At 30.7% G+C, this 13,733-nt stretch carries 14 protein-coding genes and 1 tRNA gene; 4 read left to right on the plus strand and 11 right to left on the minus strand.

Features of this window, described 5'->3' with window-relative positions; all coding sequences use genetic code 11:
• Nucleotides 1–59: 59 nt before the first annotated feature.
• Nucleotides 60–1,067, minus strand: a complete 1,008-nt coding sequence (gene gap, locus C7J89_RS11610) for a type I glyceraldehyde-3-phosphate dehydrogenase (protein WP_061855214.1) — start codon at nucleotides 1,065–1,067, stop codon at nucleotides 60–62.
• Between the two features lie 40 nt (nucleotides 1,068–1,107).
• The gene (locus tag C7J89_RS11615; protein WP_061855215.1) at nucleotides 1,108–2,136 is read right to left on the minus strand and encodes a sugar-binding transcriptional regulator; all 1,029 of its coding nucleotides are present in this window, start codon (nucleotides 2,134–2,136) and stop codon (nucleotides 1,108–1,110) included.
• Between the two features lie 315 nt (nucleotides 2,137–2,451).
• Here C7J89_RS11615 and C7J89_RS11620 point away from each other — a divergent pair, with 315 nt between their 5' ends.
• Nucleotides 2,452–2,670 carry a hypothetical protein gene (locus tag C7J89_RS11620; protein ID WP_103295600.1) on the plus strand — a complete coding sequence of 73 codons (219 nt, stop codon included), beginning with the start codon at nucleotides 2,452–2,454 and terminating at the stop codon, nucleotides 2,668–2,670.
• A 58-nt stretch (nucleotides 2,671–2,728) separates the two neighbouring features.
• Here the strand turns inward: C7J89_RS11620 and C7J89_RS11625 are convergent, their stop codons facing one another.
• Entirely contained in the window at nucleotides 2,729–3,361 is a 633-nt protein-coding gene (locus tag C7J89_RS11625; protein WP_103295601.1) for a DUF4887 domain-containing protein, read from the minus strand.
• A 260-nt stretch (nucleotides 3,362–3,621) separates the two neighbouring features.
• Between C7J89_RS11625 and C7J89_RS11630 the strand changes: the two genes are divergently transcribed.
• Nucleotides 3,622–3,804: a hypothetical protein gene (locus tag C7J89_RS11630; RefSeq protein WP_061855218.1), complete on the plus strand. Its 183-nt coding sequence runs from the start codon at nucleotides 3,622–3,624 to the stop codon at nucleotides 3,802–3,804.
• 138 nt (nucleotides 3,805–3,942) lie between these two features.
• Entirely contained in the window at nucleotides 3,943–4,839 is an 897-nt protein-coding gene (locus C7J89_RS11635; protein WP_061855219.1) for a TIGR01777 family oxidoreductase, read from the plus strand.
• 36 nt (nucleotides 4,840–4,875) lie between these two features.
• On the opposite strand, the gene clpP is transcribed toward C7J89_RS11635, so the two are convergent.
• Entirely contained in the window at nucleotides 4,876–5,460 is a 585-nt protein-coding gene (clpP, locus tag C7J89_RS11640; RefSeq protein WP_048792598.1) for an ATP-dependent Clp endopeptidase proteolytic subunit ClpP, read from the minus strand.
• A gap of 150 nt (nucleotides 5,461–5,610) precedes the next feature.
• Between clpP and C7J89_RS11645 the strand changes: the two genes are divergently transcribed.
• Nucleotides 5,611–5,682 (plus strand) — tRNA-Arg (locus tag C7J89_RS11645).
• Between the two features lie 696 nt (nucleotides 5,683–6,378).
• On the opposite strand, the gene C7J89_RS11650 is transcribed toward C7J89_RS11645, so the two are convergent.
• From C7J89_RS11650 to trxB, 7 genes are all read right to left on the minus strand, one after another.
• Nucleotides 6,379–7,008 (minus strand): ABC transporter ATP-binding protein, encoded by a 630-nt coding sequence (locus C7J89_RS11650; RefSeq protein WP_103295602.1) that lies wholly within the window; start codon nucleotides 7,006–7,008, stop codon nucleotides 6,379–6,381.
• Entirely contained in the window at nucleotides 7,001–9,043 is a 2,043-nt protein-coding gene (locus C7J89_RS11655) for a DUF1430 domain-containing protein (RefSeq protein WP_106884413.1), read from the minus strand. The genes C7J89_RS11650 and C7J89_RS11655 overlap by 8 nt, the downstream gene beginning before the upstream one ends.
• A 213-nt stretch (nucleotides 9,044–9,256) precedes the next feature.
• Nucleotides 9,257–9,466, minus strand: a complete 210-nt coding sequence (locus tag C7J89_RS11660) for a hypothetical protein (RefSeq protein WP_061855224.1) — start codon at nucleotides 9,464–9,466, stop codon at nucleotides 9,257–9,259.
• Between the two features lie 192 nt (nucleotides 9,467–9,658).
• Nucleotides 9,659–10,606, minus strand: coding sequence for a DNA-binding protein WhiA (whiA, locus tag C7J89_RS11665; protein WP_061855225.1), 948 nt, complete (start codon nucleotides 10,604–10,606; stop codon nucleotides 9,659–9,661).
• A gap of 48 nt (nucleotides 10,607–10,654) precedes the next feature.
• Nucleotides 10,655–11,638: a gluconeogenesis factor YvcK family protein gene (locus C7J89_RS11670; protein WP_103295385.1), complete on the minus strand. Its 984-nt coding sequence runs from the start codon at nucleotides 11,636–11,638 to the stop codon at nucleotides 10,655–10,657.
• Nucleotides 11,625–12,545, minus strand: coding sequence for an RNase adapter RapZ (gene rapZ / locus C7J89_RS11675; RefSeq protein ID WP_061855227.1), 921 nt, complete (start codon nucleotides 12,543–12,545; stop codon nucleotides 11,625–11,627). The genes C7J89_RS11670 and rapZ overlap by 14 nt, the downstream gene beginning before the upstream one ends.
• A gap of 193 nt (nucleotides 12,546–12,738) precedes the next feature.
• Nucleotides 12,739–13,683, minus strand: coding sequence for a thioredoxin-disulfide reductase (trxB, locus tag C7J89_RS11680; RefSeq protein ID WP_061855228.1), 945 nt, complete (start codon nucleotides 13,681–13,683; stop codon nucleotides 12,739–12,741).
• Between the last annotated feature and the right edge of the window lie 50 nt (nucleotides 13,684–13,733).

The following is a 13,733-nucleotide window of genomic DNA, read 5'->3' on the forward strand; positions in this document are numbered from 1 at the left end:
CTAAGCTTATTAATAAAATTTAACAGCACATCGGCCTTGCTAAATTAAACTATCTTAACTTATTTAGCTTGTGATGCTAAGAATTCTAAAGTACGAACTAATTGAGAAGTGTAAGACATTTCATTGTCATACCAAGCCGCAACTTTAACTAATTGACGGTCACCAACAGTCATTACACGAGTTTGTGTAGCGTCGAATAATGAACCGTAAGTCATACCGATTACGTCAGAAGAAACGATTTCGTCTTCAGTGTAACCAAATGATTCGTTTGAAGCATTTTTCATTGCGTTGTTTACATCTTCAACACTTACGTCTTTTTCTAATACAACTGTTAATTCAGTTAATGAACCTGTTGCAACTGGAACACGTTGTGCGCCACCGTCTAATTTTCCGTCGATTTCAGGAATAACTAAACCGATTGCTTTTGCAGCACCTGTTGAGTTAGGGATGATGTTTTCTGCTGCTGCACGAGCACGACGTTTGTCACCTTTTCTGTGAGGAGCATCTTGTGTGCTTTGGTCACCAGTGTAAGCGTGGATAGTTGTCATTAAACCTTCAACTAAACTAAATTCATCATTTAAAACTTTAGCTACTGGAGCTAATGAGTTAGTAGTACATGAAGCACCTGATACTACTGATTCTGAACCGTCTAATTCGTTGTGGTTAGTGTTGTAAACGATTGTTTTTAAGTCGCCTGTAGCTGGAGCTGAAATTAAAACTTTTTTAGCGCCTGCATCGATATGAGCTGAAGCTTTATCTTTATCAGCAAATAAACCAGTACATTCTAAGACAACATCGATATCTAAGTCGCCCCATGGTAATTTACTTGGATCTGGTTCAGAGAATGATTTAACTTCTTGACCATTTACGCGGAAGCCGTTTTCTTCAACTTCAACTTCTCCAGTGAAACGACCTTGCATTGTGTCATATTTTAATAAGTGTGCTAACATTTCGTCATCTGTTAAGTCGTTAACTGCTACTACATCGATTCCGTCAACGTTTTGAATTCTTCTAAATGCTAAACGACCAATTCTACCAAAACCATTAATTGCTACTTTAACTGCCATTATAATGGCCTCCTTTAAAATGAATATTTAAAAAGCTAAATTACTTTTTATTACTATGATTTGCTATTACTTGTGCTGCACCTTCATCAGTTATTAAAACTGTGTTCTTAGGGGCAATAGAAAGATAGGCTTTTATCGCCTCACCTTTAGATTTACCCCCTGCTACGGCATAAATAAACCTTTTCGATTCAAGGTCTTCCAACTGTAGCCCTATCGTTTTCACTCGATGAACTACATCGCCTTGAGCATCGAAATAATAACCAAATGCTTCTCCAACAGCATTATGATGTTGAAGTTTTGCAACTGTTTCTTGGGGAGATTGTCTTCTCCGAGCCATCTTCAGCGCATCACCTATGCCGTGAACTGTAATATTTGATTCTTTAATTTTTTCTAGCGTATGAATGACTGAAGGTTCATTTAACAATGTATTATAAGTTGTTTCACTTACATTGTCTGGAACATATAACGTTGTATAATCTCCGTTTGTTTGTTGTGCCATACTAGCAGCAATCGTGTTAGCTTGATAAACAACGTTTTCTCCTAGACCTCCACGTGCCGGAACAAAGAATACTTGATAAGGTTGTTTATGCATTGACTCACTTACGTAAGCCATTGTTGAACCACCTGTCACAGACACTACCGAATTTTCGTAAAGACTGTTTTCAAGTAATTGTCCAGCTTGACGTGCTATTTCAATTTTAACTGATCTTTTAGCATCAGAATCGCCTGGTATAACAAAAACATCTTGAATGCCATAACGTTCTTTTATTATTTGCGCTAAATGTTGATCATCAGCAAAAACATTGAAATAACTATTTAATTGTTGAAGTAAAACCTCTCCGTCATGTGTTATTTCCATGCCAGTTGGTTTTACTTTAATTAATTCTTGCTTCTTTAGCACGTCTGTTTCAGACCTAAGCACACGTTCAGTCAAATCCATATGCTCGCTTAAACTACGTCTACCTACAGGCTGAGTCTTAGCAATAGTAGAAAGAATCGAAAAACGACGATATAACTTTTCAACAATTTCTGGAACTAACTTCTGTTGAATTTTTATCAATTCTTTCACTACTAACCTCCTCCGTTTCTTGTTCAAAGGGTCAACTAACAACCATAGGTTGACGTTTTACGTCCCTTGTGGGACAAAAAAATATAACCTCTACATTTGCAATAGTACTACTATATATAAAAAATTGCAAGTATAAGCTCAGTTAGCTAACCACAATTTAATTTTTATCTTCTTAAGGGCTTTAATGACTACATTATTAATTTATACCCCTAATACAAAATATTAATCATTATTTCTACGCTATAGTATCATTTAGCCATTTGCGTTAAACTAACGTTGATAACTACACCATTATATTTTAAAGGTGGGACCATAATGCACCAAAATGACAAACAAGAAATATTAGAACCTGGAGATAAAAATTATAAAGATAATCATCACTTTTCAAACCAATATGATAATCACACTATAAAAGGACATACAAGAGTCTTTAATTGTGGTTGTTTCCCATTAAGTATCGGCTGTGTTGGTTTGATTATAATAATCATAGCAGTATTCCATTTTGTAAGTTATTTATTCTCATTACTCTTTTAAAGCTTTAAGCAAAAATTTAGGCTGAGACACACTTAAATGTCTCAGCCTATTTGTTTTATTAATCGTCTTTATCTGATTGTTTATCTTGAGAGGAATTTGAATTACTTTTCGGTTGTTCTGTTTTTGGTTGCTCAGTTTTAGGTTGTTGAGTCTTTGGCTGCTCTGTTTTTGGTTCCTCTGTTTTTGGTTCTTCGGTCTTTGGTTCTTCAGTTTTTGGCTCTTCAGTTGACTTTTCCTCTGTCTTTGGCTCATCTGTTTTTTCTTCTGTTGTCTTTTCTTCAGTTTTTTCTTCAGTCGTCTTTTCTTCTTTAGTAGGTCGTTCTTTTGTTTGTTGAGTAGACTTACGCGCTCTATTTTGCGTCGTTTGTTGTTGAGTTTGTTGTGTCTGTTGAGTCTGTTGTGTTTGCTGAGTTTGTTGTGTCTGCATTGTCTGTTGCGATTCTTGTGTTTGTTCGTCCGATTGCTCTTTATCTTTTTTCTTTTTCTCTTTATCTTTCTTTTCTTTGTCTTTCTTTTCTTGATCTTTCTTCGCTTTTTCTTCTTCTTTCTGATGTTGCAGTCGTTCATTGGATTTATTTGAATGATCAACAAACGCAAATATGGCAAAAGCTAAGCCACCTATTAAAAGTAAAATGATTACAACACTAATAGCTTTGGCCAAACCACTCATTTTTTTATTTTGATTCGACATAAACTTCCCTCACTTTAAAATCTCTCTAATTTATTTAACTTACTACTATCTTATTACATTAAGACATTATATTTTAACCTATTTATTGCAAAAGTTGAATTAATTAGTTATCAAACAACAAAATAAGTCGTTTTTATACGTATACACTCTAAGATTATACTTATGTTATTACTATACTTATAGTAATCTAAATAGAGGAAGTGTTTCAACATTTAATAGGTTAAATTTTATATAATTTATAATTTAAGGAGTATAACTAGATGACAAAACATGATCCTTTTGAAGAACTTGAAGATAATAAAAATGTTAAAGGACAATCAATTAAACAAATGATGTTAGAAAATGACCATTATCATTCAAAGAAGCATAGTAAGTTCTCGTTTAGCATTTTTATCATAGCGTTATTAATTGTTATATTTGTTATAGGCATGTTTATCATATAAATTTTATAACTTTAAAATTGCGAACTATATTTTTTACAAAACAAATTTTTAACGTCTTTGTTGTAAAATACGTTATACTGGTTTATATACTTCATATAATAATGATAATAACTGAAACTAAATACCTGAGGTGATACAATGAAAAATTATTTAATAACTGGCGGCACTGGTATGGTGGGTACCCAGTTAGTTGATGCAATTAAAGAGAGTGATGCACATATAACTATATTAACCCGTCAAGATAAATCAAGTAATCACCCTAAAATAAGCTACGTTAATTGGTCTAAACCGGAATGGCAATCATTAGTACCAGACATCGATATTGTTATCAACTTGGCTGGCGCTAGTTTAAATAAACGTTGGACTACAAAATACAAACAAACCATTATGTTAAGTAGATTACAATCTACACAAGCATTATATGAACTATTTAAAGATAGAAGCCACAAACCTGAAGTTCTTTTTAATGCTAGCGCAGTAGGATATTATAAACCTGATTTACATCAAACATATACTGAACTATATCGTACATTACCTTTCGATTTTTTATCAGAAGTTGTCTATCAGTGGGAACGTAAGGCAAAACAATTTGAAACATTGGGTACACGCGTAGTAATTGGCAGATTTGGAATGGTACTCTCTAATGAAGGTGGCGCATTACCATTAATGAAACTACCATACAATTTATATGTAGGTGGTAAAATTGGTTCTGGTCGTCAATGGTATTCATGGATTCATTTAGAAGACCTTACTCGTGCTATCTTATTTGTAATTAGCAATAACAAAGCGCACGGTGTTTTTAATTTCACTACACCTATTGCCGAACGCCAAAATTTATTCGGTTATACACTTGGACGTATTATGGATAAACCTCATTACACATGGGTCCCATCCACATTGATTCGCCTCGTATTAGGACAAATGTCCACGGTAGTACTAGACACTCAAAAAGTTATTCCTAATAAATTAGAATCACTAGACTTCAATTTCAAATTCAATAATTTAAAAGTAGCACTTGAAAATTTAGAATATTAAACAAAAAAAACAGCCCTATTAAGGGCTGTTTTTTTATTATGCTTCCGGTTCCATTACTTGGTCAACTAAGCCATATTCTTTAGCTTCATTTGCTGATAAGAAATTATCACGATCTGTATCTTTTTCAATTTGTTCAATTGATTGACCAGTACGTTCAGCTAAAATTTGATTTAATTTAGCACGTGTTTTTAAGATATGGTTTGCTGCAATTTCAATTTCTGTTGCTTGACCTTGAGCGCCGCCTAAAGGTTGGTGAATCATTACTTCAGCATTTGGTAAAGCAAAACGTTTACCTTTAGCTCCTGCTGCTAATAAGAATGATCCCATAGATGCTGCCATACCAATACAAATAGTTTGTACATCTGGTTTAATATGTTGAATTGTATCATAAATTGCGAAACCAGCAGTTACACTACCTCCTGGTGAATTGATATAAAGATAAATATCTTTATCAGCATCTTGTGCTTGTAAGAATAACAATTGAGATACAATTGAGTTTGCTACATTGTCATCAATTTGAGAACCTAACATGATAATACGGTCTTTTAATAAACGTGAGTAAATGTCATAAGCACGTTCACCACGGTTTGTTGTTTCTATTACTGTAGGAATTAAATTCATTCTGTTTCCTCCTTAATTATAACTGTTGAATTTATTTTAACTTAAAAGTCAAAAATGGTCAAAACATAAACTCACCTTTTTTAATTCTTTTCAAAGTCATCATTGACCAATACTTTGAACATTTGTAAACTATTGGTATTGTATATTTTACCCCTCGTAGTGTAATGGATAACACATAAGATTCCGGTTCTTAGAATAGGGGTTCGATTCCCTTCGAGGGGATTAGTAGTCTATAATTATATATTTTTAGAATAAATAATATTCTATCAACTGCATTAATCAACTGGAAGAAACTTTTTCAAGAATAAATTCATTTTCAGAACAACAAAAAATTAAAATTTAAAGGTTTGTCTCCTAAAAAACACAGGAGACAAACCTTTAAAATATAACCTTCAAAAGATTCAAAACAGAATTTACTATTTAATTATCATTAAATAGTAAATGTAAAACATCAATAAACATATCAAACTAGCTATAATAAATAACACACTATATAAAAAATTGTTTATAAAAATTCCTACTATCAATATTAAAGTGCTGAGTAATATACATATAACAGCTACATATATTACTTTATTCTTTTTACCTTTGGGTATCTTATTAGAATCTATAGAAGCTATAATATTTAAATTTTTAGTTGATAGCAAATATAAACAAATTAATAAGATTATCGTCATAATAATTATACTTACTATCAAATTATCTACTATACTTAAATCTATCTCCTATTATAATATTATATTTTCTTGAAACAAACGTTAAACTATATTTCGCCTTTCATAGTAGTAACTTTATTTAATTGATTTTCTTAGATATCTATAAATGATTGTTTATTTCTGTCTATTTAACAATTTGCACTTAATATAACGAATTAACACTCTTAATTCGAGAATAGACTTTTGTCCTAACTACTCTTAATTACTTTATCAATGTGTCTAAATTGATAATTTTATTTCCTAAATCAAAGTATTTTTTGTTATGTGTTGCCATAACTATCGATACGCCTTGGCTATTTAACTGAGTAAATAATTTCATTACTTCATCACTATTATTTTCATCTAAATTACCCGTTGGTTCATCTGCTATCAAGACTTTAGGTTGTTTTAATATTGCCCTTGCAATAGCAATTCTTTGTTGTTCACCCCCGCTACATGTATAAACTTTTTCTTTTAATATCTTTTCATCTAAACCTACATTGATTAACACAGAGTTTATTTTGTCTTTATCTTTTTTCGATATATTTAAAGGTAATGTCAAATTTGTAAATACCGTTTCATTTACCAATAAACCATAATTTTGGTAAATATAAGCTATATCTTCTCTAACTACATGTAAAATATCTTTTTGTTTACTCAATAGTCGGTTATTATAGCTAATCTTACCAGAATCAGGTTTTTCTAATAATCCAATTATATTTAATAAGGTTGTTTTACCTTTTCCACTTTCACCTGATATTACAATAAAATCTTTATCTTCAATATTATAATTAAATGCATCAATAACTTTTTTCGATTTGTAGGACTTACTAATATTTACTAGTTTAATCATCGTCTTTTCCCTTCAATATTAAATTAGCATTTGTTTTATTCAATCTATTAATCAGTACATATATTACTACTGTTTGTATTAATAAAATCATTAAATATATAAAAAGCGTAGTAAACCAATATTTACCAAGAAGCAATTTTAATAAAAATGTATTGGCAATAACTAAAAAACAAATTAGCCACTTATGAATTTGCCAATAACTATAACCTAAATGCCGTTTTAAACTAATATTAAATTGAAAAGATTTAAAATAAACGTTCAATAATGTCACGATAATAAGAACTAGGGAAGCAATAGTTATAATTACCAATGTTACATATTTTAATGTTTCTTTTTTATATTCATTAATAAGATTCACTTTAGAATTATAGATGGATTCCACATTTTTTATTGTATTATCCATTTTAAAATGTTTGACCCCTTTAACTATTGTGTCATATGGTTTATCTAAATTAGATGTAAAATAATAACTAGAAGTTAAATAGTGGCTAAAATGAGCGATGTCGCTATTTCCCATTTCGATGATAGCTATCGGATTAATAACTTCATTGTTCAAATTTCCAATAATTGGATCATATGAGAAATAACCTTTATTGCTTGAAGTATATATAATATTTAGTGATAATCCTTTATTATGGTTTTCATTATCTTTATTAAAGTATTTGTAAAAATAGAATTTCTCTAAATAAATTTCTCTTATTTTTTCCTCATGTTTCTTCAATACGCTTGGCACTAATAAATTCTGAACTTTATCGTCATGTTTTAATTTAGTTGCTACCTCTTCACCTTTCTCCGTCAAGATGTTATGTCGTTGCAAATAATTTTTATCAATAATGACATATCTACTATCAATAGGTAACTCCAATTCACCATTAGCGTTGTTTTCTTTTTGTTCTTTTTCCTCAGAAATTAAGTAATTATTAAAACTAGCAATAAATCCCTTGTTAAATTTGCTATTATAATACGCTTTATATTTCGTATTTTCAGCCTTTTCCAGTTCTTTATCTTTTAATTGTCCAATATAAGTAGCAACTGTGCGATAGATATTTTTAGTATTTTGCCAATGTTTTAATGATATTTGTTGCTTATGATAATTTGTATAATTTACCAATAAATTTTGCGTGGCATTTCCTATAATATACATCATCATAAGCGTTAAAATCATATAAGCAATAGTTAATGCATACTTATTATTCTGGGCTTTATTTTTACTAAACCCTTTATAATATCTAAGTATAGTAATTATTGTTAAAACAATATAAATAATGGCACTAATAATCACAAATGCTCCAAAAACCACTATCACAGTTAAATAATGAAAATCTTTATATAGTATATAATATATTAATACCACAGTTATGAAAGAAAATGTAATCGCAATACCAATATGCTTTTTAAATGATTTAATGATAAATAGCATAATCTGCCTTTTAGAATAACCCAAATCATAAAGAATTTTATATTGCTTTTTATTATTTCTTAAATAATGCAAATAGATAATACTATTAAGCAAAGCAAGCATTACTATCATTAATATAGAAAAAGTATCAAGATTATAATTCCAAAGTGACATATACTTATTATCTTTTTCAGCTATTCCCACATTTTTATTAATTAAATTAATCACTGTTTCTACATCATTTTGATTCCCTTTTAAATAATATTTGCCATCTGTAGCTAATTTAGTATCAAAGAACTTATAGACTTTAATGTTAAATTTACTATTAAAAGTTTTTAAAATATGTTTATTAGATGCTTGTTTCAATAACGACTTGTCTGTAGTGTGTAAAAGTACTTTGTTATCATTAATAAATGTCTCTTGTGTAAACTCAACATTATATTTTTTATGCAGATGGTAAAAATATTTTCTATCTTGTTTACTGAACTTTTTTTCTTCATCTGTAAAATTAAAATAAATTACTGTACTACCATTATTAACAATCTTAAAATACGACAACTCTTTTAATTGATGGATGAATATAAAAGTGATAGCTATTAAAAAAGCTATTATTAATACTGTAAGTAATTTTTTCATGTTTCACCTCTTCATATTTTCCAATATGATTAATACTATTACTTACATTTGTTTTTCTATTAGGCATAATAGCTTTAATCCTAACCACTTTAATATAAAATATTTATCTTATTATTAATTTTTATTATAATCAATAATTGTGTTTTGTAAACATGTTCCCATAAAAAATAAGCCTTCAAAATGATTTGAAGGCTTACATCGTTTACAATTTTATTAACCTTTATATTCTAATGGATCGATTTCATGTTTACGCATATCTGATCCTTTTTCATACAGCGTTACGACTCCAATAATTAATACTACTATAGTTACTAAAAACAATATGTTTTTCTTATTCCCAAAATTCATTACACCACTTATTATTACTAAAAATATAATAGCAATGAATAGAATAAATGCTAAATACATAAATAAAGTACCCATATATTTACTTCCTTCGCGTGTTAATTTAATTTGAAGCATAACTTATTATGCTCTGGAAATTTAAATATCGCAACATAAAGTTTTACAATTTTATGCAACTTATTTTCTTTTTAAATCAAATAAAAAAACTAGCTAGGCAATCATTACCCTATAGCTAGCCATTTTACTAATAATATTCTTCCATAAATTTAACTACAATGAATCTATATTTTCACCGCTTCTTATTTTGTCAGCCATTTCATTTAACTTGCGCAGACGGTGATTTACTCCAGATTTTGAAATTGTACCTGTTGATACCATTTCGCCCAATTCTTTTAACGAAATTTCTTGATGCTCTACACGCAACTTCGCTATTTCTCTTAAACGATCTGGTAAGTTATCTAATCCTATCTCTTGATCTATCAATTGTATGCTTTCTACTTGTTTCATAGCTGCACTTACTGTTTTATTTAAATTCGCAGTTTCACAATTAACGAGTCTATTAACTGAGTTTCTCATATCTCGTACGATTCTAACATCTTCAAATTTAAGTAATGCTTGATAACCGCCTATTAAACTTAAAAAATCGGATATTTTTTCAGCCTCTTTTAAATAGACAATACTTCCTTTTTTGCGTTCCAAATGTTTGGCGTTCAATTCATAGCCATTCATTAACTTAGTTAAGCCTTCTGAATGATTTTCGTATAAAGAAAATATTTCTAAATGATAGGATGAAGTTTCTGGATTATTGACTGATCCTCCAGCTAAAAATGCACCTCTTAAATAACTACGACGCATTTCGTCATCTTCAATGATAGCCTCATCGATTTCATGCGTGAAAATGCCATTTTTTAAAATACCTAAGTCATCTAAAATTTCTTTAGCCTTCATCTTAACTCTACAAATATAGATGTTATTTTTCTTTAATTTCATTTTTTTACGCACTAAAATTTCAACTTCAACGTTAAATATTTTTTTAATTAATGAATAGATTCTTCTAGCCGTTGTTGCATTCTCTGTTTGTACATTAATTACGAATTGTTGATTAGCCAAACTAAGTGCACCATTCATTCTTATCAAGGCACTGAGCTCTGCTTTTGCGTTGTCTATATCAACTTCTATTCTCGTTAATTCATTTTTCATGTCTGATGCAAAGCTCATATGTACTCATTCCTTTTCTTTACTACAAATTATTTCCTATGCTACGCATCACTTACGCTTAAACTTAATCGTTTCCGTAGTATCTAATGCAATTTCATAAATCATTTTTGATAACACTTTATTATTATGACGTACGTAATGTTCTGATGAAATTTCTACTAAGTTATCATGTGAAAACACTTTAATGCCTGCTTTGTCTAATTGTGCTTTATCATTTTTAACCGGACTCGCGTTTTCCTTTTCATATCTGTCTAACACACCTTGATTAAATGTTTCTTCATTACATATCGCATAATCAATAAATTCTTTACCTACATGGTCATGAATAGCTTTAATATGATCATGTGCCGTATAATTATTTGTTTCACCTGGTTGGGTCATAACGTTAGTAACATATAACTTAGGTGCTTCACTGTTAATAACCGCTTCAGCAATACCTTCAACGCATAAATTTGATATTACACTAGTATATAAAGAACCAGGTCCTAGTACAATTAAATCAGCTTCTGATAAAGCGTCTAATGCCTCTGACATTGGTTGTACATGTTTAGGTTCTAAAAAGACATGTTTAATTTTTTTGTTTTGCTTAGGTATATTAGATTCTCCATAGACAATTTCGCCGTCTTCCATAACAGCATTTAGTTGTACACTTGCATTGGTAGAAGGTATAACCCTACCTTTAATGTTTAATATCCTACTTAATTCTTTAACCGCATGCCCAAAATCATCTGTAATGTTAGTCAACGCAGCAATTAGTAAATTGCCTAATGAATGCCCTTCGATTTGGTTTTCTTGAAATCGATATTTGAATAATTCTTCCAACATAGGCTCTGCTTCACTTAGAGCTGATATAACATTACGAATATCTCCAGGTGCTGGAATATTCATTTCATTACGTATTTTACCTGTACTACCACCATCATCTGCAACAGTAACGATAGTAGTAATGTCAATATTATAGTCTCTTAACCCACGTGCCAAAACTGATAATCCAGTGCCACCGCCGATAAGTACAAGTTTAATTTTCTCCATTTTTCTCGCCACTTTCAATATGTGCATCACGGTGATGTACATATACATTATAGTCAAAGCTTTCTCTCAATTCTTCACCAATTCTTTTAGCCAAAGCTACTGAACGGTGTTGACCTCCTGTACAACCCATAGCAATAACCAACTGCGTTTTGCCTTCTTTTTTGTAACCGGGTATCATGTATTTTAATAAATCGATTAATTTTTCGTAAAACGTTTCAGTTTCTTGCCATTTCATCACATAATCATAAACTGGTTTATCTTCGCCTGTTAAAGGTCTTAATTCTTCTACATAGTATGGATTAGGTAAAAACCTAACATCAAACACTAAATCTGCGTCCATTTGAATACCATGTTTAAAACCAAAGCTCGTCACATTGACGCTAAATGGTTCATAATTTCTACTATTAAAATAATCATTTATACGCTTTTTTAATTCTTTCGGTGTGAAATACGACGTATCGATAATATAATTTGCACAGCTTCTAATTTCTGTTAATAAATGACGTTCTTCTTCTATTGATTCTATCAAAGAACGTTGGCCATTTTCATTTAATGGGTGTGCTCTACGTGTTTCTTTATATCTGGAAATTAGACGTTCTTCGCTTGCTTCTAAAAAGATAAGATCTACAATAACGTCGTTTCTACTTTTTATCGCATCTACTTCTTTGACGAAGGATTTAAATAATTCTTTACCGCGCAAATCAATAGCAATTGCTACTTTTTTTAACGAAGGATTGCCTTGTTCCATTAACTCGACAAACTTTGGTAATAAGATAGGTGGTAGGTTATCAACACAAAAGTAACCAATGTCTTCTAAACTTTGAATAACAAGTGATTTCCCGGCACCTGACATACCAGTTATTAATAATAATTCACTTTTAACACTTTCTTTTTCGCTTTTTTGCATCTTCTACTACACCATCCACTTAAATTTTAATTCCTGTATATTACAAGCTGAAAATCAATATACTGTATCATGATACATTTTACATTAAATAGTAGTTTCATCATAGTATTATAATTACAAAAAAACAGCTAAGACAGATTAACCTACTAACTCGTAAGTCAATTATCCTAGCTGTTATTTTATTGATATATGCTTAAACTTCCATTTTATCTTTTAATTCTTCGATATAAGCTTGCACACTTTGTGCCGCGATACTACCGTCGCCAGTTGCTGTAACAATTTGACGCAATCCTTTTTCTCTTACATCGCCAGCTGCATAGATACCTGGCACTGAAGTTTTCATATCTTCATCAGTTAAAATGTAACCTACTTCGTTCGTAATACCAAGATTTTCAAATGGTGCAGTTAATGGTTTCATACCAATATATACGAAAACACCATCAGCATCTAATGTTTCTTCTGTACCATCAATCGTAGAAGCTAAAGTTACTGAACCGACTTTACCGTCTTTTTCATTGATTGTTTTAAGTGTATGGTTCCAGATAAAATCAATTTTGTCATTTTTAAATGCACGATCTTGTAATATTTTTTGAGCACGTAATTCATCTCTTCTATGAACTACTGTTACGCTGTCAGCAAATTTAGTTAAGAATGTACCTTCTTCAACTGCTGAGTCACCGCCGCCAATAACGAATAATTTTTTGCCTTTAAAGAATGCACCGTCACATACCGCACAATAACTAACGCCTCTGCCGCCTAGTTCTTGTTCACCTGGTACGCCGATTTTTTTATATTCTGCACCTGTTGTAATAATAACGGCATGTGCAGTAATTTGACTATTGCCAAGGTCAACAACTTTATAGTCGCCTTTGTCTTCGACTGATTTAATATCACCATATTGATATTTTGCACCAAATTTTTTCGCATGCTCAAACATTTTTGTAGATAAATCAGGACCCGTTACCATTTCAAAACCTGGGAAATTTTCTACTTCTTCAGTATTTGCCATTTGTCCGCCTGGCATACCTCGCTCAATCATAACAGTGCTTAAATTTGCTCTAGATGCGTAAACAGCAGCCGTCATACCTGCAGGTCCAGCACCAATAATAGCAACATCATAATCCACTTGTTCAGTCATTTCATAGCCTCCTATTTATTAATTCATTATGCGAATTATACAGTAATTAT

The organism is Staphylococcus kloosii (assembly GCF_003019255.1).
GTDB classification, from domain to species: domain Bacteria; phylum Bacillota; class Bacilli; order Staphylococcales; family Staphylococcaceae; genus Staphylococcus; species Staphylococcus kloosii.